At 38.7% G+C, this 19811-nt stretch carries 14 protein-coding genes; 10 read left to right on the top strand and 4 right to left on the bottom strand.

Annotation, left to right across the window (positions count from 1 at the left end; all coding sequences use genetic code 11):
* Nucleotides 1–250: 250 nt before the first annotated feature.
* The gene (locus G9371_RS01135) at nucleotides 251–874 is read left to right on the top strand and encodes a transcriptional regulator (RefSeq protein WP_000528180.1); all 624 of its coding nucleotides are present in this window, start codon (nucleotides 251–253) and stop codon (nucleotides 872–874) included.
* Here G9371_RS01135 and bauF read toward each other — a convergent pair.
* Nucleotides 871–1731, bottom strand: a complete 861-nt coding sequence (gene bauF, locus G9371_RS01140) for an acinetobactin utilization protein BauF (protein ID WP_000160884.1) — start codon at nucleotides 1729–1731, stop codon at nucleotides 871–873. The genes G9371_RS01135 and bauF overlap by 4 nt on opposite strands.
* A gap of 392 nt (nucleotides 1732–2123) precedes the next feature.
* Here bauF and basA point away from each other — a divergent pair, with 392 nt between their 5' ends.
* A complete protein-coding gene (gene basA / locus G9371_RS01145) occupies nucleotides 2124–3971 on the top strand; it encodes an acinetobactin non-ribosomal peptide synthetase subunit BasA (protein ID WP_029424550.1) in 1848 nt (615 codons plus the stop codon).
* 70 nt (nucleotides 3972–4041) lie between these two features.
* Here the strand turns inward: basA and basB are convergent, their stop codons facing one another.
* The gene (gene basB, locus G9371_RS01150; protein WP_086221445.1) at nucleotides 4042–6069 is read right to left on the bottom strand and encodes an acinetobactin non-ribosomal peptide synthetase subunit BasB; all 2028 of its coding nucleotides are present in this window, start codon (nucleotides 6067–6069) and stop codon (nucleotides 4042–4044) included.
* Nucleotides 6070–6569: 500 nt separating this feature from the next.
* Between basB and G9371_RS19330 the strand changes: the two genes are divergently transcribed.
* The 6 genes from G9371_RS19330 to G9371_RS01175 all read left to right on the top strand — a co-directional run bounded on the left by G9371_RS19330 (nucleotide 6570) and on the right by G9371_RS01175 (nucleotide 12742).
* Nucleotides 6570–6701 (top strand): hypothetical protein, encoded by a 132-nt coding sequence (locus G9371_RS19330; protein ID WP_001218004.1) that lies wholly within the window; start codon nucleotides 6570–6572, stop codon nucleotides 6699–6701.
* Nucleotides 6701–7642 (top strand): ferric acinetobactin ABC transporter permease subunit BauD, encoded by a 942-nt coding sequence (gene bauD / locus G9371_RS01155; RefSeq protein ID WP_001210791.1) that lies wholly within the window; start codon nucleotides 6701–6703, stop codon nucleotides 7640–7642. Before G9371_RS19330 ends, bauD begins: the two co-directional genes overlap by 1 nt.
* Nucleotides 7642–8589, top strand: coding sequence for a ferric acinetobactin ABC transporter permease subunit BauC (gene bauC, locus G9371_RS01160; protein WP_001223280.1), 948 nt, complete (start codon nucleotides 7642–7644; stop codon nucleotides 8587–8589). The genes bauD and bauC overlap by 1 nt, the downstream gene beginning before the upstream one ends.
* Nucleotides 8586–9356 (top strand): ferric acinetobactin ABC transporter ATP-binding protein BauE, encoded by a 771-nt coding sequence (bauE, locus tag G9371_RS01165; RefSeq protein WP_000582117.1) that lies wholly within the window; start codon nucleotides 8586–8588, stop codon nucleotides 9354–9356. The genes bauC and bauE overlap by 4 nt, the downstream gene beginning before the upstream one ends.
* Before the next feature lie 6 nt (nucleotides 9357–9362).
* Nucleotides 9363–10331: a siderophore-binding periplasmic lipoprotein BauB gene (bauB, locus tag G9371_RS01170; protein ID WP_029424548.1), complete on the top strand. Its 969-nt coding sequence runs from the start codon at nucleotides 9363–9365 to the stop codon at nucleotides 10329–10331.
* An 86-nt stretch (nucleotides 10332–10417) separates the two neighbouring features.
* Nucleotides 10418–12742, top strand: a complete 2325-nt coding sequence (locus tag G9371_RS01175; protein WP_029424547.1) for a TonB-dependent receptor — start codon at nucleotides 10418–10420, stop codon at nucleotides 12740–12742.
* Nucleotides 12743–12810: 68 nt separating this feature from the next.
* Here the strand turns inward: G9371_RS01175 and basC are convergent, their stop codons facing one another.
* Together basC and basD are read right to left on the bottom strand one after the other, a co-directional pair.
* Nucleotides 12811–14121, bottom strand: coding sequence for a putative histamine N-monooxygenase (gene basC / locus G9371_RS01180; RefSeq protein WP_000717757.1), 1311 nt, complete (start codon nucleotides 14119–14121; stop codon nucleotides 12811–12813).
* 47 nt (nucleotides 14122–14168) lie between these two features.
* Entirely contained in the window at nucleotides 14169–17111 is a 2943-nt protein-coding gene (gene basD / locus G9371_RS01185) for an acinetobactin non-ribosomal peptide synthetase subunit BasD (RefSeq protein WP_029424546.1), read from the bottom strand.
* A 161-nt stretch (nucleotides 17112–17272) separates the two neighbouring features.
* Here basD and basE point away from each other — a divergent pair, with 161 nt between their 5' ends.
* Nucleotides 17273–18904: a (2,3-dihydroxybenzoyl)adenylate synthase BasE gene (basE, locus tag G9371_RS01190; protein WP_029424545.1), complete on the top strand. Its 1632-nt coding sequence runs from the start codon at nucleotides 17273–17275 to the stop codon at nucleotides 18902–18904.
* 14 nt (nucleotides 18905–18918) lie between these two features.
* Complete coding sequence (basF, locus tag G9371_RS01195) at nucleotides 18919–19788, top strand: acinetobactin biosynthesis bifunctional isochorismatase/aryl carrier protein BasF (RefSeq protein ID WP_029424544.1); 870 nt, start codon at nucleotides 18919–18921, stop codon at nucleotides 19786–19788.
* Nucleotides 19789–19811 lie beyond the last annotated feature (23 nt).

A 19811-nucleotide genomic window follows, 5' to 3' on the forward strand; every position in this document is an offset into this window, starting at 1 on the left:
TAAACCTGATTCTATTCAATGTTTTCGGATGCAAGATTTCGTATTGCCAAGGAAAGCACAATCTATTGACCTTGTTTAGATAAAATATATATATTTAGATAAAATGTCTAATTTATTTTTTAATTTGATAACAATGAGATATAAGATTTTGATTTACATTAAGTTTAAAATTAGATAAAAAGTCTAAATTACTGTTTGTGTACTTCACTCTAGGGTTTGAAACAGTAATTAAGTCATTAGGAGAAATACATTGGGCAATCGTGATAAACATTTACTCACTCAACTAGATACCATCGCGAAAGGGTTAAGTGAAACACTAGCGCCTTTTTGTGAAGTGGTTGTCCATGACTTAACCAATCCTGAGCATGCCATACTCTCAATACACAATAATTTGTCTGGCCGACAAGTTGGAGACCCAGCAACTGAGTTGGGGCTGGCAAGAATCATGTCTCCGGAGTTTCCAAACCTTATTACAAACTATGCTAACCAGTTTGCAGATGGCCGCCCTGCAAAAAGCACTTCGATCGGTATTAAAGATGAAGAGGGCCAGTACGTAGCCGCTTTATGTATGAATATTGATTTAACCTTATTTAGAGGGATGCAAAGCGCTTTAGAGCATTTCACTAAAATTGAAACTGACAGCATTATTGAAAACTTGGAACCGAATGGCACGGAAGCAATTCGAAGATATATCGATCAGTTTGCTTCAAAACATGCCACTACACCGCGTATGTTAAAACTCAATGAGAGAAAGCAATTAATACAAGAACTCAAAAATAATGGCTTACTAGAAATTAAAAAGGCGGTGGAAACGGTTGCCCAACATTTAGGTATATCCAGAGCCAGTGCCTATTTGTATGTAAAAGAAACTTAATTTGCCAAATCGAGGTCATCATATTCGTTCAAGGTCTTACCTTGCTGAATATGTTCCTGATAATGTTGAGCACGCAGTTTGTCTAACTCTGAGCTAGATACGCCGTCTCTCCAATAGCCGGCAATACGCACGTCATTTTTATTTAACTGTTGGTCTTCTAGAAAAAATTGACGTAAGGCTCTTGCTTCGTTGCGTTCGCAAGCCGCCCAAATCGTAATATTTTCATAATTTTCTAGCGTAAATGCTGCCTTTAAAAGAAGGCCTTTCTGTGACGAGTGATGTTCTTTATGGAACGAATGAATTTTGACATGCTCAAGTTCGGGTAATTGGCTAGCAATATCTTTTTCAAAACTTTCAATGAAAATATCCGCACTTATGCCGAGTTCCCATTGCTTGAGTATTGAATATAACGCGGGTACAGCCGTATCGTCGGCAAACATGACCACATGCTTTTTGGCTGTGAAGTTGGGAATAAAATGAGGGCGAGGGCCAATAAGCCCGATTTTTGTACCCACTTGAGCCGAATTAAGCCATTCCATTGCTGGGCTTAAATCTTCATGTTTAACAAAATCAATTTCGATTTGAGCATTTATAGGGTTAAATGAACGAACCGTATAGACGCGTGAAATGGGTTGTCCCTCTGGCGGATTGCTCACAATTAACCGAATTGCCAAATTGGGGGCTTGCCAAAGCTCTGGTTGTAATGTGTTGATTTTTCCTTGAATTCTTACAATAGAAGGATACGGCGTCTGAATCGAGACAATAGTCATCTCAAGCTGTTCCATATCTTGTAAATGGTCTTTTTCTTTTAATAAGTCGCCATATTCTTGTTTCGATTTTTCTGCAATTTTTGTCATATATATAACCCAAGCTTAATGATTACTATAGAGCGCGATAATTGATATAGATGTAATCTCTCTATGAGCTACGATAACCAAGTTAGCCCTTAATGTAAATAATAATCATTATTAATTGTGTGTTTAGATGATAGAATTAGTTCACTAAACGATTAAATCGAATAGCAAAAATTTTTTTATTATTTTGATATTTATCATTTTTTATTAATGGCTTTTAAAAGAAAGAAATTGATATTTCTCTTAATAGTAATTGTAAATGATTATCATTTATATTATTGTGCTGGGGTATCTATTATTCAAACAAACAGCGATAAAGACGACATTTTTATAACTTTGTTTTGAATATTAGGTTGGGTGGTATTGCATAAAGAATAGGGTGAGGACCAAGATAAATGCTAAAAGATTTGAGCCAAAATTTAGGGCAAATGAATGATAAAAATAAAAATATAGAAAATTTCTTAAAGCAAATTTATGAAAATATTTTTGATCAAAATTCCAATCGAACAGCACTCATTTTTGAAGGTCGTAGCATTAGTTATGCTGAGGTAGGGACTCAAGTCGCCAAAGTCATGTATGCGCTAAAAATGCAAGACTTGGCGACAGGGTCGGTGGTGGCAATTTGCCTGAGAAAAAGTCCTGAGCATATTTATACCGCTTTGGCATGTGCGCTTACAGGTATCATTTGGCTACCTGTAGATATGGATTCTCCGCCGTCGCGTCTGAACTATTTATTGACGAATAGTCGGGCAAATGTTGTGGTGAGTGACTCATCCATTGCAGGTTTGCAAACACTAAATATTAATGAGATTTTATCGGCTACAACTGAGTATGAACCGAGCTTTAATGCCGAAATTAACCGACGTCCGGCTTATTATTTATATACTTCGGGAAGTACAGGAACTCCGAAATGTGTGGTCCTAAATAATCAGGCCACAGAAAACACGCTACAACAGACGATCTCGGAATGGAAAATTACTGCTGACGATGTGATTATGGCGGTAACACCGTTTCATCATGATATGTCGGTATTTGATGTATTTGCTTCAATGGCAGTGGGTGCAACTTTGGTGGTTCCATCTTTTGAGCAAAGTAAAAATGCTGTTGTCTGGGCCGATTTAGTAGATCGTTGCAAGGTTACGATTTGGAGCAGTGTGCCTGCCATTGTCGATATGCTGTTCAGTGTAGCTCAAAAAGAACAATTACAATCTTTGCGTTTAATTGCCCAAGGCGGCGACTATATCAAGCCCTCACTTATAACGAAGTTAAGACAACAATTGCCTAACGCTCGTTTATTTTCATTAGGTGGACCTACCGAGACCACAATTTGGAGTATATGGCATGAAATAAATGAGCAAGATCAGGAAATTATTCCGTATGGAAAAGCTTTAGAAAATAACCGTTATTTTATTTTGGATGAAAATCTAAAGCCTTGCCAAATGGGCGAGGTCGGTACGATGTATATGGCCGGCCTGAATTTATCAAATGGTTATTTACTTGATGGGGAAATTAATTATAAAGATTTCGTTGATATTCAAGTGAGCGAAAATGAAACTCAAACTGCTTTTCGCATGAGTGATCAAGGATATTTTAGGGAAGATGGGAATATTATTTTTGCTGGACGTGAGGAAGGTTATTTAAAAATAAAAGGTGTGAGAATCTCTGCGGCCGAGGTTGAAAATGCTTTGACGAAGAACCCGTATATCCATAACTGTGTGGTGATCAGTTGTGTACATCCAACGACTGAAACTCAAGAGTTAGTCGCCGTTTACACCCTAGAAAATAAATATAAAACTACTCGCCTAAATAGCCCCGAATTAAAGAACTTCTTAAAAATACATTTGCCGAGTTCACATATTCCTTCGAAATATTTGGCCGTTGAAACCATACCTTTGACCCGAAATGGAAAAATTGATCGTAAAGCTGTGCAAGAAATCGCTCAGGGGAAAATTTATGTATCTTCTACGTTGTCTGCAAACTCTTCTAAAACAAAGTCATCAATCGCTGAGGTGGGGGATTCGGTTCTATCGGTTTTTCGTGAATGCATATCTCACAGTCAAGCTGAAAAAATGGATATTCTTTATAGAAGTGAAATATTAGATATAGGAATTCGTCCGAAACAACTCATGAGTATTGCTCAGAAACTTTCTCAAAAGCTCAATACACAAATTGATTTTTATACGCTAGTTAGCTGCAAAACAATTCAGGATGTGGTGAATAAAGTAGAGCAGCAAATAAAATAGAAAAATTGAAATGTGCTTAAAAGCGGAGTTGAGTTGTTTGCTTTTAAGCACATGGTTGGTTTTAGGGCAACTAGATTTGAGCTAAGGTTGCCTTCATTTTTTCGCAAATACTTTCCACTGTTGTAGTCGGGAAGCGGTGAGCCTGATACGTAATAATCATGCTTAACTGATGCTGTTCATCAATCACATTTTCCATAATTTCGAAATGTAATCCGAACATCGATTCATCACGTTCCGGCAAGATTTGACGATAAGGAAGGTCTTGTCCCTGAGGTGTTTTGAGCGCGCCGTTTAAAGCATTATTTGAATGGATATGAATAAACACATCAAATAACAGTCCTTCATCGGCACGCATTCCTAATGCATTTTGTATATGGTTGATTGGAATATCTGCATAGGCCATCGAGGTATTAATCATTGTGCTGATATGGTGGAGCAACGATTGGAATGAATCTGAAGGGCTAAACTGTGTGCGATGCGCCACCATGGTCGTAAAGTAACCCACCGTATCAAAAAACTCAGGATCAGTTCGTCCAGAGGCAGAAGTACCAATCACAATATCTTTTAAATTACCTTGTTGCTGTAATGCATGGGCGATAGCAGTATAGAGAACCGCGAAAATAGAAGAGCTATGTTGTCTCGAAAATGCGAGAAGCTTGTCATGCATTTCCGGTGCAAATTTAAGTTCGAGCCATTGGACTGGAGGTTTTTCCTTTTCAGCATTTAATTCATGTTCCGAAACAGGAAGGTTTAGTCCTTTGGTTGCTCCTCTTAACAGGTTAGTCCAATAATTTAAATGGTCTTGGTTGATCCCTTGCTTTTGCTGGAGTAAAGAAAAATCAAGAATGGATTGGGCGGGTGCCTTCCAGCTCGGTGCTTGAGCATTTGAGCGAGCAAGATAAGCATGTGCAAGGTCAGCCATAATCGTATTTAAAGACCATTCATCAATCACCATGTGATGAACTAAAAACGATAGAGTTTGGCGACCTTTGGCATTTCGAATCAAACGAATTCTTAAGGGAAGTTCACGAGTTAAATCAAATTTATATGAAGCTTCACTGGCAAGCGTTGCATCTTTACTTTCGGCACTGTTCCAAAACCATTTGAATTGTTTAAGTTCAGACGTAGGAACCACCTGTTGATAGGTTTGACCATTGGCGCTATTAAAAATTGTACGTAAGCCTGCATGGCGCTCAACAATATCTGTAAAGGCTTGTAAGAAAAAATCTTCATTAATTTCTTCAAGGAATTCTACGGCAAATGGTAAGTTATAAATTGGGCTAAAATCGAACGCGGAATAAGCTTGCCACAGGAAATCTTGAGCTAAAGTAAGCGGGGCTTGATCGACACTTTGTAAGGTAGTTTTTTCAGTTTTTGCAGATTTAACTAAAGCGTATTGAGCTAAATCAGCAGCAGATGGGGATTTAAAGAAATCATTAAATTGAATCTCAATTCCATGTTTATTAAGTAGGTTTCCAATAATTCGCGTTGCTAATAGTGAATGGCCGCCAAAATCAAAAAAGTCATCATGTTGACTCATTTCTGGTTCAGCGAGCGTATTTCGAAACTCTTCTAAAATAATTTCTGAAACATAAGTTTGATTAGGTTGTTCTGGCGCTTTTGTAGAACTTGCAAGATGATTTGAGATATCAATTTCTGTCAGCACCAATGGCACATTATTGGGTGAATATTGTTGATATCGATTTTGTATAGCCTGAATGAAATCTGACTTTTGATAGCTTTCATCGAGAATCGGGTGGAGCGCTAAAATAAGAAAATAGTCTTGCTCTGTTTCTATGAGACTTGTAAAAAAAGGGGGATGAAATTCTGCATTCCATGCTTGCGCTTTTAAGGCGGCGACCTGCTCAAATACTTGTTCTGCATTGCTTTTTTTTACTTCTAGACAAGCCGAATGATCATCAAATGGATACTTGTATAAATCACCTTCGTCACTAAATGTATAGCGAACATTTAAGTCAGGTGTAGTTTTAATAATGTCTTGAATTGCTTTAATGAGCAGTTGAATGTCTAAACCTTGATTAAGTTTCCATAGATTAAAACGTCGGTTAACTTGTTCAGGTTGTTGTAATTGCAACATCCAGATATGTTCTTCGTAATCAGTAACCGAAAGGAGAGAGGGCGATTTGGAAAATTGTTCCAACATAAATGAATCCTGGTTTATCAAATGGCTATTTTCATCAATTTTTATTTCGCAAATTTTTTACATTAGATTAAATTTCATATAATTCATAATGTTATAGATTTGCTTGTTTGCAAAAATTGACCTTTTTCTAATGAGTTGATGTCCACATGAACTGTACTGATGTAACAGTAGGGTTACATTTTACCTTTAAACATACTATAATTGATTCTCATTTACATCAAGATTATTATTTGCAAGTAGATAGTGCCAATTGAGAATGACGAATTTTTAAAATAGAAAATAAATAATAAGTGATTGATTAATATTTATTTAATTCGAAATTGGTTGGGCAAAAATAATTTAAAGATGAAAAAAACGCTCCTCGGAATAGGGCTGTGATTTTGCCTATTCAAAAGGAACTGATTCTGTTGTCTCGATAAAATTGAGGAATTTTCATGAGAATATTCAATCATGAAAGGTTAATAAGCCCATCAAATGTTGAACAAATTTTCCCTCGCTTTGGTTTGATGGGATTAAATTTGCAATTTGCATCGGCTTTATTACGCTCAAGTGGGGCACGCCACTGATGCGATTTGGCTTATTCTGTATTTTTATCATTTTATGTATTTGCTCATTATTGCTCGGGGCTGAACAAATACAGTGGTCTACCTTATTTTCTTTTTCTCATGAGAGTTGGCTCACTCTTACAGCCAGCCGTATCCCTCGTTTAATTACCATTGTGCTCACCGGAATCGGCTTGGCGGTATGTGGTGTCATCTTGCAGCATATTGTGCGTAACAAGTTTGTTGAACCGGAAACATCGGGTGGTTTAGATGCTGCCAAACTGGGAATTTTAGTGTCATTAACTTTAGTTCCGGTAACCAGCACGCTGAGCAAGATGATATTTGCGATCATTTTTTGTTTTATTGCCAGCTTAATTTATATCGCAATTATTCGCCGGATCCGTTTTAGAAATACGGTTTTAGTTCCGGTTATTGGCTTGATGTACGGCAGTGTACTGAGTGCCTTAGCTGAGTTTTATGCCTATCGCTTTAATATTTTACAAAGTATGCAAGGGTGGCTTTTAGGAGATTTTTCAAAAATTGTCCAAGGCCACTATGAAGTTATTTACATTATTTTTCCGATTGTTGTCCTGACTTATCTTTTCGCACACCGCTTTACCGTAATTGGTATGGGGGAAGAGATGGCTTCTAGTTTGGGACTCAGTTATGCAGCTATAGCCGCCATTGGTTTGATACTGGTTGCCATTACAGTTTCGACCACAGTAATTACGGTTGGTGCTATTCCTTTTGTCGGGCTCGTGGTCCCCAATTTAGTCGCACTTAAATACGGAGAAAACTTAGCTAAAACCTTGCCGATTGTGGCTTTGGGTGGGGCATCTCTATTACTGATTTGTGACATTCTTGGCCGCTCAATCATTTACCCATTTGAAGTGCCGATCGGACTTACCGCAGGTGGTGTGGGGGGAATTATTTTCCTCATCCTCATTTTGAGGGAGTTCAGATAATGCGCATTACAAAGCTATGGATGATTTATTTGATTGTCATCTGCCTAGCAGTATGTTTTTTATTTTTAAACTCAGGACTAGATTTTGATTACGTCATTCCTAATCGACTTCTGCGTCTTGCCACGATTGTGATAGCCGGTATTTGTGTTGCTTTTTCCTCGATTGTTTTTCAAACGTTGGTGGGTAATCGTATTTTGACCCCTTCCATTATGGGCTATGAAGCGATTTATCTCTTATGGCAAGTTTTGTTGTTGTTCTTTTGGGGAACACATGGACTAAGCCAGTTAGGGGTAAATGGTAATTTCTTTATCTCTATCGTTTTAATGCTGCTTTATTCGTGGGTAATCCATAAGTGGTTATTGCCATATGGCAGAAATGATGTCTTTCTCCTGTTGCTTTTAGGCTTAGTCCTTACGATGGTCGTCGGGACGGTTACTCAATTTATTCAACTCAAAATTAATCCTGGTGAATTTTCTGTTTTCCAAGGCCTTAGCTATGCTTCTTTTAATCGCTCTCAACCAGAAACTTTATTTTATGCCAGCCTAGCCGTAGTCATTGTTCTATTCCTCGGTAGAAAAGCGCTCCCTGTTTTGGATGTTCTGGTTTTAGGGCGTGAGCAAGCCATTTCATTAGGCATTCATCATCACCGCTATGTCAGTTTCTATTTAGCTCTAATCGCTATTTTGGTTGCGGTATCTACCAGTCTGATTGGCCCGACAGTATTTATGGGTGTATTCATTGCCAACATTACTTATGCACTAGCAAGAAGTTATAAGCATAAATTAACGCTGCCCATGGGTTGTGCCATCACGATTGCCATATTTATTGCTGCTCAAATTTTAGTTGAGCACGTTTTTAATTACAAAACGACCGTCAGCATTCTGGTCAATCTGGTATGTGGCATTTATTTCCTTGCGCTGACGGTTCGTACCCGAGGTGTTGCATGATTCATGTCAAGAATATCAATAAGTCATATGGAAATAAGCCAATACTGACTGATGTAAATGTTGAATTTCCTACAGGTCAGGTGACGTCACTCATTGGTCCAAATGGAGCCGGAAAATCGACTTTGCTCATGATGATGGCACGTTTAATTGAGCCGGATAAAGGAGAGATTTTTCTTAATCATCAAAATATTGCTGATATTAAAACCGCTGTTTACGCCAAGCATGTCGCGACTTTACGTCAAGCACCCGGCTTTAATTTACGCTTAACCGTAGAAGAGCTGGTTTCATTTGGACGCTTTCCTTATAGCCGTGGTGTTTTAACCGAGCAAGATCGTCAGGTGGTTGATGAAGCGATTGAGTTTCTTTCTTTAGAACCACTGCGCAAATCTTACATAGATGAAATTAGTGGTGGTCAAAGGCAAATGGCCTTTTTGGCGATGACGATCGCCCAGCAAACAGACGTACTTTTATTAGATGAACCCTTAAATAACCTTGATATGAAGCATGCCGTTCAAATTATGCGCGCACTCAGGCGCTTATGTGATGAACAAGGACGCACTGTGATTTTAGTCATTCATGACATCAATTTTGCAACGAATTACTCGGACCATATTGTCGCGCTCAAGAACGGCAAGCTTCATTTCAGTGGGTTAACGGAACAAGTGATTACAGAGGCGCAATTAAATGATCTGTACGAGCTTGATTTTGAAATTACATACAGTGAGCGTGGCTGTATGTGTAATTACTTCAACTCATCTGGAGCTTGAATACATATGAACTGGAAGAAAAAGTATGGGGGAGTAGCCCTCATCATAGCGGCAGCTGTCACTCTACAAGCATGTGATCAAAAAGTTGCAGATACCACTCAAGCTTCTCAGAAGCTAGCAGAACCGATTACGGTGAAACATGCGCTTGGAACTACGGTGATAGATCATTTGCCGCAACGCGTTGCCGTACTTGATATGAATGAAGCTGACTTTCTAGATCAACTCAATGTCCCGATTATGGGAATGCCAAAAGATTATGTTCCACACTTTTTGGAAAAATATAAAAAAGATGCACAAATTCAGGATTTGGGTGCAATTGTACAGCCCAATATGGAGCGGATATATGCATTAAAACCAGACCTGATTTTGATGACGCCATTACACGTTAATCAATATCAGGAACTGTCAAAAATTGCCCCGACCATTCATTACGATATTAACTTCAACAATAGTGACAGTAATCATATTGGTTTGGTTAAAGACCATATGATGACCTTAGGAAAAATATTTAATAAAGAAGATTTAGCCCGCCAGAAAGTTTCTGAACTTGATGAACAAGTGAAGCAAGTACAAGCCGTAACGGCCAATCGCCCGGAAAGAGCATTAGTCGTTCTTCATAACAATGGGGCATTTAGTAATTTTGGTATTCAGTCACGCTATGGCTTTATTTTTAATGCCTTTGGGGTAAAGCCTGCAAGTGGTGTGGTGGATACAAGTCTACATGGGCAACCTATTTCGAGTGAATTCATCAAAAAAGCGGATCCCGATATTCTTTATATCGTGGACCGAACTGCTGTGATGGAACATCGCTCAAACATTAATGCTGCCAGTGTTGAAAATCCATTATTACGTCAAACCAAAGCATGGAAAAACGGTCGTGTCATTTTTGTCGATGCCGATGCGTGGTACACCACGGCTGCAAGCCCAACCTCACTCAAAATAGTGATGGAAGATGTGAAAAAAGGCTATCAATAAATTTTTGGGCACATCACTTAGTTAAATTTTACAGCATAAATTTTTCACTATTTTGCTATGAATTTTAAGCAGATAGTTAATAAAAAATGAATCACAACATTAAAGGTCTTTCAATGAACAACGTTAGCTATAACCGTAATTTTAAAACTGGGAATGATCAAAGAATTAATCACCGTTCTTTTGTATTAAATGGTGTTGCATCTGCACAAATGGCCCTTCGATTAGGCTATGCATTAGGCACCGTATTTGTTCTATGTGCATCAAATACCTATGCTGCTGTTATTGATAATTCAACAAAAACTCTAGAACAACAAACTGCTCAAACAAATGTAGCAGCTTTACCAGCAATTACCGTAAAAGCTGAACAAGACAATACTTATGCAGGTGGACAAGTTTCGTCGAAAAGCTCAGTTGGCTTTTTAGGTAATAAAACCGCTATGGAAACCCCGTTTAATACCATTGCGTATACAGAAAAATATATTGCAGATCAGCAAGCGAAAGATATCACCGATGTGATTGCAAAAACGGATCCATCTATTTTTTCAACTGGCGCTTACGGCGTAATTGCAGAAAGTTATGCTATTCGTGGATTTAGATCAAGTTCTGTGGCTGCTGGCCGCGATACTTCTATGGGCGGATTATATGGTATTGCTCCTTTATACCGCGCTTCACCGGAAATGTTTGAACGTATTGACGTGTTAAAAGGCCCTTCAGCAATGTTAAACGGAATGCCTCCAGGTTCAACTTTAGGGGGAACAGTTAACTTGGTTCCGAAACGTGCAGGAGATGATCCCTTAACTCGGTTTACAACGACGTATATGTCGGATTCACAATTCGGAGGCCATCTGGATATTGGGCGCCGTTTTGGTGAAAACAAAGAGTTTGGTGTGCGGTTCAATAGTGTATATCGAGATGGTGAAGGACCGATTAAAGAGCAGGAAAAAACCAATCATCTATTTTCACTTGGTTTAGATTGGAGAGGCGACAATGCACGACTTTCAGCCGATTTATATACTAGCCGTGACCATGCTGACGGTATAAATCGTGGTTTAACCATTTTACCGGGTGTCAATTTACCCAAAGCGCCAAATCCAGATACTTTATTGAACCCGACGTGGACGGTCTATAACACGCGTGATACGGGAGGTATGATCCGAGGCGAGTATGACTTAAATGATAAGTGGATGGCGTATGCAACGGCAGGTATGAGTAAAACAGAATATAACACTTTAGGTGCTGCTAAAACTGAAATACAAAACGAAGCGGGAGATATAAAGTTTAATATTGCACATTTAGGTTTCAAATATGAACGTAAATCTGCTGAAGTGGGTTTACGTGGTAAATTTGATACAGGTGCTGTCAAACATGCACTGGCATTCAATGCAACACATTACCGCGAAACGGATGACGAAGCTGGTATTAGACAAGGATTTCCTGAGGGAGATCGTGTAACTAATATTTATAATCCGAATTGGGGCAGTAAACCGAATCGCGTTCCTATTGCCCCTATTTTTAGTAATAAAGAAAATTTAACAAGTGTTGGATTAGCCGATACGATGTCGGTTCTTCAAGATCAAGTCCAATTAACCTTAGGACTGCGTTATCAAAATATTGTCACCGAAAGTTTAAATGGGCAGGGCGTCCGAAATATTAACGGCCGTTATGATAAAAACGCTATTACACCTGCAGCTGCAATTTTGGTAAAAGCAAATGATCATGTTTCATTATATGCAAACTATATTGAAGGATTAAGCTCAGGGGGAACCGTACCTACCGGACAAAACTACGAAAATGAGGGGCAAATATTTTCTCCTTTTAAAACTAAACAGATGGAAACCGGAATTAAAATTGACAGCGGTAACTTCACCAATACGTTTAGTGTATTTCAGATCAAATCTAGAAATTCGTATGTAATTAAAAGTACCGATGAAAAAATCAAATCTATTTATGGCGCTGATGGAGAACAACGTAATCGCGGAGTTGAATGGGGCTTTTATGGTTCACCTGTTGACAGTATTCGTGTAATGGGAGGATTAACTTATATTGATCCTAAAATTACAAAAACCAGAATTGCAAGTGAGTTAGGAAATGTTGTTGCCGGTGTTCCAAAAGTACAAGCGAAGCTTGGTATTGAAGGTGATGTGTCGTATATCCCGGGCTTAACTTTGACTGCCAATGCGACAGCTGCGTCTAAACAATATATTTATAATGATAATTCAACCTCAGTGCCTGGACGTGAAGTGTACGGAATTGGCGCACGTTATAATACGAAAATAGCTCAATTTCCTGTCACTATTCGCGGGAATATTGATAACCTCACCAATAAGTCATATTGGTCAATGCCTCAATTTACAAGTTTAATGCTTGGTGCACCACGTACTTATTTATTATCTGCCACAATTGATTTTTAATTTGATCTAAAAAGAACATATAAAAAAACTGCCAAATTTGATTTGGCAGTTTTTTTATTAAGCGTTTTTTATTTTGGTAAACCATAATGCTGGAAAGAAGACTGTTTAGGAATTCGATATGCATTACGCCCCAGTAATTGATTAATAATGACTGAGTTTCGAGTTGCTCCAATCCCTAAGTCAGGAGAACCAACGCCTTGCTGAAAAATCTCGGCATTTTGAATGAAAATTCGACCTTGTCCCTGATCACAACGTAAAGCCGTAAAGTCTTCTTGAACAATACAATCATTTTTATCATCAACAGCTAAAATAGAACCCTTCATATTTTGGAACCATTCAGGCCAATCATGAACATAGCCTGTAGCTGCAACAAGGGCATCAGTTTCTAATTCGCAACGTTGATCGAGTTGGGTGTGCAAACAGGTTAAACGCAGAGAACCCGATTCAAGTTCTTCAACCGATTCAACCTCACAGCTTGTGTATAGGCTTAAACCGGATTTTTCACCAGCCACGGAACGCTCATAAAGCACATCATATATATCACCAATGGTTGAGAAGCTAATCCCTTTATAGATCAGGCCCTGACTAGCAGCAATATCGCGGCGTTTATCTCTAGGCAGGCTTTGGAAATATTGCATATATGCAGGGGTAAAGCACTCTTGTCCAAGTTTAGAATATTCCATTGGGTGAAAGCCGGCAGAACGTGTGATCCAACGAATAGATGCGCCTGCTTTTACTTGTTCTGGTGTAAGTGAATTAAATAAAGCAAGTACACATTCTGCTGCACTCTGGCCCGAGCCAATAACCGTGACCTGTTTACATTGCTTGAGTTGTTCCTGAATTTTTGCAAACTCCGCTGAATGTTTTACCAAAGGGTGTTTGCATGTTTCCAGCCATTTAGGAATTCGAGGTTTAGTTCCAATACCAATCGCCAGATTTTGGCTTATATATTTTTGTTTTTCGCCTGAGGCTGATTCACTTTCTATAATAAATTTATCCAGCTTGGCGTCATATTCCACATGGCTTACGTTTTCTCCAAATCGACAATCGGGTAATTGTTTTGAAGCCCAACGGCAATAATGGTCATATTCACGGCGTGGAATTAAAAAACTGTCGTAATAATAAAACTGATGCAAGCGATCATGTTGATGTAAATAATTAATATAGCCTAAGGGATGGCAAGGATTGGCCATAGTAACCAAGTCGGCAAAGAAAGGAACTTGTAATGTCGTACCTTGCAATAGCAACCCTTCATGCCATCGAAATTCTGGTTTACGTTCTAAAAATACGCTTTTGATTTCGGGATGATGAGACAAAAGAGCAGCTAAACCTAAGTTGAATGGCCCAATACCAATTCCGGTAATATCTATTTTTTTCATGTTTATACTTTATCTGTTTCCAAAATGATGAAAGTTCAAAATACGAATTAATGTGCTGTTAGTAGTTTCTCTACATCAGCAATATTGCGACATTGAATAAGTTGAACAGGTGAGAGCTGAATCGCGTATGTTTCATTGATACGTTTTGAAACGGCCTTTAAATGATGTGGACGTAGCCCGAGATGAGTAAAATGAGTTGAGTTGTCCACTTCCATATTTGGCGGGTGGCCTATCACTTCTAAGTAAATGTCGAGTAGTTGATTTTGCTGTTTAGCATTATTTTCAATTGGTATAGATGAATGATCGGACTCATTATTTTTAAAATATAGTCGTTTATTTTGAAGCTCACTGAAAAAATTGCTGAGATCAAAACTGAATATTTCTGAACCAATAATTTGCTTGATTGCTAATTGCAGTGCATCCAAGAAATCGTCAATCATGTTGGGTGGAAATGCTTCTTGGGCATAATCAATATCGAAAATCAAAGCGCCGTCATTTCTTGTGCTAAAGCGAATATCAATTGCAACTTGAGGTGTTTGGGTCAGTCCATCTAGTTGCTGAATAGGATGAGATTCAGATAATACCGGCCATGACAAACCATTCGTAATTACAATCGGTAATACTGGAGCAGTGCCAACTTTTTCAAATAATAGTCGAGCGAGATCAACGCCTGAAAATGAAAGATGCTGTAAACCCTCTAAAACTTCAGTTTGCAAACGGTTTGCTTGTTCAGCAAATTGATCTGAAGTTTTCCACTCAACAGCAATAAACGTAGAGCTATTAGAAAATGGTCCGGCATAGAGAGGAAGTGTAGGAACAGCAACGCATAGAGATTTGTCCGTGCTCCAATGAGATAGCACTTCCAAAATAAGCGCCATGATGACTGAGTTTTTAAACAGTGAATGTTTTGCGCCAATTTTAGACAACTGTTTAAATTGATCTTTTTCTATAACCAGACTGTTACGTTGGTAACGTGAAGTCGATAAATGCTGTAAGGGTGTTTTCCACGGAAGCGTAGGAATAGCCGATAATTTAGAAAATTTTCTTTCCCAGTAAGCCATATCTGCGTGATGAACAGACAGGCTATTTTCAACTTCATTTTCTTCTATTTGCGTTTGGATATCATGTTGTTGTCCATCGAATAGCTCTAACATAAGTGAAGCTATAGATCGGCCATCTAAAATTAATGCATCAAAGCGGACAAAAATCGTTAGTAGATTATTTTTTAATAAAAAGACAGTGATATTCCAAGGCGACTGATTTAAATCAAATAGCTCATGCGTATAACTATTTTTATAGGACTGGATGTGGTGAGAAGCACGTTCAGGTTCCCATGTAGTTAGGTCTATTTCTTTTAAATTGACACTCACTTGATCGCTTACATATTGTATTAACCTATTTTTATCAATATAGGTTCGTAAGCTGTCATGCCGCCGTACCATTTCTGCCAATCGTTGTCTTAATAAAACAATATCCATTTTGCCGTGATACTGCCTAAACTCTTGCATGGCAACACCACCTAAAGGAAGGGCTTGAGTTCGGCCTAATAGGTAGGCTTGCTGTAATGCATTTAATGGTTTTTGAGACGTACGATCTGACGAGGTATTTTGTGCTGGGCTTATAATTTGTGTATTCAGTTGCTCAGGATGTGCGGCAAGATTTTTAAGTAAATGAATGAAAGATTCAAATAAATTCGTGATCCATTCTTTGGGGAGAGCATCTAAACGGATGTCCCAATTAACTAAAATACCGTCATCTACATGAGCAACTTGTGCATCAAGTGCAACTTGCGGCCCTTGTGAAATGACCCAATTCATTGAGCCAAAAACACGGCGGACACGTTCGGAAAGTAAATTATCATTTTCTAAGTCGAGCGCCGCTGTAAATACCACGGGAGCAATCTGTGCACTACCATGATAACGGGACAGGTCACGTAGAACATTCACACCCGAATAATGTGAATGCTCTAATAACTCAAGCATTTGATTTGCTATTTGTTTGCAGAATGCGGCTAAGGTAGTTATTCCTTTCATATCAACATCAAGGATGACTAGATTAGCAAAATCACCAATAGTGCCTTCGACATTTTTTAAAACTGGCTCGCGCCAAAAAGTAGGAATATTTAATCGGAAGCTGTGATCTTTGGTTGCATGACCAAGCGTATAGGCAAATAGACCTAATATCAGGTTGGTTACAGTAATATGTTGTTTTCTAGCAAGTTGTTGTAATGCTGTTCGTTCTTTTGGCGATAGCCAAGTACTTAAACGATCACTTTTTGCTGTTTTGAATTCTTGATGAATGAAAGGTAGAGACGGAGCAGGGCTAATATGAGACAGACGTTGTTTCCACCATAAGCGGTCTCGTTGGCTTAATTTTTTTAGGTCAGGATCTGTCCGTATTTTTTGATACCAGTCAAAAAAATTAGGCGGACGGGAGAATGATATTTCTGGGTCTTCATAAAACAAAGAAAGATCTTCCGTCAAGTTCAAAAAACTGGACGGATCTATAGCAATCATGTCCGTATCTATATGAAAACGAAAAATATTATTTTTAAGAACACTTATAGAAAATCTTGCAGTATGGCCCTGACTTAGATCAAGTTTTTGATGGGTCCATTGCTCCCGTTTTTGCATGAGCATTTGCTCAATTTGATAATCGCTAAGCTTTGAAAAATCATCGACTTCTAATATCTGTTGAGTCTTCTCAGACATGATGTTTGCGATGCCATCGGCATTCAAACTTAATCTCAAAATAGGGTGTTCTTTATAAAGTCGTTGAAGTGCTAAATGTAATTTTTGTAGATCAATAAATTGACCGTCAAATTCTGCATAGAGGTGGGCAGCAACCCCACCTAAAGTTGCGTTGCCAGAGCGACCAAACCAGCAGGCCGCTTGCATCGAAGTTAATTCACACATTGAACGATAACTCGGTTGACAAATTAATCTTGTTTCAGCATCATACAAACAAATGAAAATGATTACCAGTTGCATTTGTTAATCATTTCCAATTTTGCTGTGAATATATAGCTTGTCCGTCTTAAGAGTTTTCTTTAGTCGGTATTCAAATTAAATATTTATGCCGATATGTAAGAAACTTTACGAAGAATCAATAGCTTGATAACCATTAAATTAAATTGAATATTTAGAATGTCATGAAAAAACAGTTGATTGAGTTTGTTCGCTGGTCTCCCGAGAGAGCGCAAAACTATCGAAATAAAGGTTATTGGATTGACCAACCTTTGACGCGCATTTTAACGGTAGGGGTTCAATCGCATCCGCATTCACCGGCAATTATTTGTGGTGAGCGTCAGTTGAGTTATATCGAGCTGGACCAGCTATCAACAAATTTAGCTTCTCGACTAGCTGAAAAAGGCTTGGGCAAGGGTGATACAGCTTTAGTACAGCTTCCCAATGTTGCAGAGTTTTATATTGTCTTTTTTGCCTTGCTTAAGGCAGGCGTGGTTGTGCTCAATGCGCTATATAGTCATCGTCAATATGAACTAAATGCCTTTATTAAACAGATTCAACCTAAGCTTTTAATTGGTTCGCGTCAGCATGAAGTCTTTAACAATAATCAATTTATTGACTCACTTCATGAAGTAAATTTAAGTCCTGAAATTATTTTGATGCTCAATCATCAAGCTAACGATTTCGGACTATTAGACTGGATTGAAACACCAGCAGAGACCTTTGTCGATTTTTCATCTACACCTGCTGATGAAGTTGCTTTCTTTCAGTTGTCAGGTGGAAGTACGGGAACACCAAAACTTATTCCACGAACGCATAATGACTATGACTATAGTGTGCGGGCCAGTGCCGAGATTTGCGGTTTAAACTCGAATACACGGTTATTGTGTGCTCTGCCAGCTCCGCATAATTTTATGTTGAGTTCACCCGGTGCATTAGGTGTTTTACATGCAGGTGGATGTGTTGTGATGGCACCAAATCCTGAACCGCTCAATTGTTTTTCTATTATTCAAAGACATCAAGTCAATATGGCATCTTTAGTGCCGAGTGCTGTCATTATGTGGCTAGAAAAAGCCGCTCAATATAAAGATCAAATCCAGTCTTTAAAGTTGCTTCAAGTGGGCGGAGCAAGTTTCCCTGAATCTTTAGCCCGTCAAGTTCCTGAAGTCCTCAATTGTAAATTACAACAAGTATTTGGAATGGCCGAAGGCTTAGTCAATTACACCAGACTCGATGACTCCGATGAGCAAATCTTTACGACACAAGGGCGTCCTATCAGTTCTGATGATGAAATAAAAATTGTAGATGAGCAGTATAAAGAAGTTCCGGAAGGTGAAGTAGGAATGCTTGCGACTCGGGGACCTTATACCTTTTGTGGTTATTACCAAAGCCCTGAACATAATTCACAGGTCTTTGATGAGGACAACTATTACTATTCGGGCGATCTCGTGCAGCGTACCCCTGATGGTAATTTACGTGTAGTAGGAAGAATTAAAGACCAGATTAACCGTGGTGGTGAAAAGATTGCTTCGGAAGAAATAGAAAAACTTATACTTTTACATCCGGAAGTTATGCACGCAGCTTTGGTCGCGATTGTTGATGACCAATTCGGTGAAAAGAGTTGTGCCTTTATTGTTTCTCGTAATCCTGAACTTAAAGCTGTTGTGCTCAGACGCCATCTTATGGAGTTAGGTATTGCACAATATAAGCTTCCAGACCAGATCAAATTAATCGAAAGTTTGCCACTGACCGCAGTCGGTAAGGTGGACAAAAAACAACTTCGCAGCATTTTAAATACATCTACAACATCTTTATAAATATTGAGCAGCATATGGCTATTTCAAAAATTTCTACTTATCTCATGCCCGAAAGAGAGAGTTATCCAAAGAACAAAACAGACTGGCAGTTAGATCCTTCTCGAGCAGTTTTGTTAATTCATGATATGCAGCGCTACTTTTTAAATTTTTACGATGCTGAAAGTGAATTAATTAAAACGGTTGTTAATCATTTAGTTCAACTCAGAAGTTGGGCACATCAGAATAATGTTCCTGTTGTCTATACAGCACAGCCTTATGAACAACCAGCGGAAGATCGCGCATTACTGAATGCGATGTGGGGGCCAGGTTTGCCAGCCTCAACAATCGATCAGCAAAAAATTATTGATCAACTTTCTCCTGCTGAACATGACATTGTCTTAACGAAATGGCGTTATAGCGCGTTTAAACGTTCGGATTTGCTTGAAAGAATGCAAAACTGGAATCGTGATCAGCTCATTATTGGCGGTGTCTATGCCCATATCGGGTGTATGGTTACGGCAATTGAAGCTTTTATGAGTGACATACAACCCTTTTTTGTTGGCGATGCAGTTGCCGATTTTTCAGAAGAAGAACACCGCTTAGCTTTGAAATATGTATCTTCACGTTGTGGTCAAGTCGTGGATACCGAATCTGTAGTGTGGCAAGTGGCAACAGGCATTACACGACCTTGGTTAGAGCAAAAGGTCCAGCAGCTTATTGAAGAAGATGAATTAGATCCAGAAGAGAACCTGATTCTTTATGGATTGGACTCATTACGAATTATGCAGTTTTCTTCGGAACTCAAAGCGCAGGGAATCAATATTAGTTTTGAAGAATTAGGACGCACACCCACTTTATCAAATTGGTGGTCATTGGTTGATGCACGGCAAAGGATTGCAGGGTAGAGGGTTGCCATCATAAGGCATAC

The sequence above is a fragment of the Acinetobacter sp. EKM10A genome (assembly GCF_011075215.1).
Lineage (GTDB): Bacteria > Pseudomonadota > Gammaproteobacteria > Pseudomonadales > Moraxellaceae > Acinetobacter > Acinetobacter baumannii.

Excerpts from the sequence above, each read along its gene's own strand:
- bauF (WP_000160884.1), bottom strand. The coding sequence starts at position 1,731 with ATGACAAAAATTGCAGAAAAATCGAAACAAGAATATGGCGACTTATTA.
- basA (WP_029424550.1), top strand. The coding sequence starts at position 2,124 with ATGCTAAAAGATTTGAGCCAAAATTTAGGGCAAATGAATGATAAAAAT.
- basB (WP_086221445.1), bottom strand. The coding sequence starts at position 6,069 with ATGTTGCAATTACAACAACCTGAACAAGTTAACCGACGTTTTAATCTA.
- G9371_RS19330 (WP_001218004.1), top strand. The coding sequence starts at position 6,570 with ATGAGAATATTCAATCATGAAAGGTTAATAAGCCCATCAAATGTTGAA.
- bauD (WP_001210791.1), top strand. The coding sequence starts at position 6,701 with ATGCGATTTGGCTTATTCTGTATTTTTATCATTTTATGTATTTGCTCA.
- bauC (WP_001223280.1), top strand. The coding sequence starts at position 7,642 with ATGCGCATTACAAAGCTATGGATGATTTATTTGATTGTCATCTGCCTA.
- bauE (WP_000582117.1), top strand. The coding sequence starts at position 8,586 with ATGATTCATGTCAAGAATATCAATAAGTCATATGGAAATAAGCCAATA.
- bauB (WP_029424548.1), top strand. The coding sequence starts at position 9,363 with ATGAACTGGAAGAAAAAGTATGGGGGAGTAGCCCTCATCATAGCGGCA.
- G9371_RS01175 (WP_029424547.1), top strand. The coding sequence starts at position 10,418 with ATGAATCACAACATTAAAGGTCTTTCAATGAACAACGTTAGCTATAAC.
- basC (WP_000717757.1), bottom strand. The coding sequence starts at position 14,121 with ATGAAAAAAATAGATATTACCGGAATTGGTATTGGGCCATTCAACTTA.
- basD (WP_029424546.1), bottom strand. The coding sequence starts at position 17,111 with ATGCAACTGGTAATCATTTTCATTTGTTTGTATGATGCTGAAACAAGA.
- basE (WP_029424545.1), top strand. The coding sequence starts at position 17,273 with ATGAAAAAACAGTTGATTGAGTTTGTTCGCTGGTCTCCCGAGAGAGCG.
- basF (WP_029424544.1), top strand. The coding sequence starts at position 18,919 with ATGGCTATTTCAAAAATTTCTACTTATCTCATGCCCGAAAGAGAGAGT.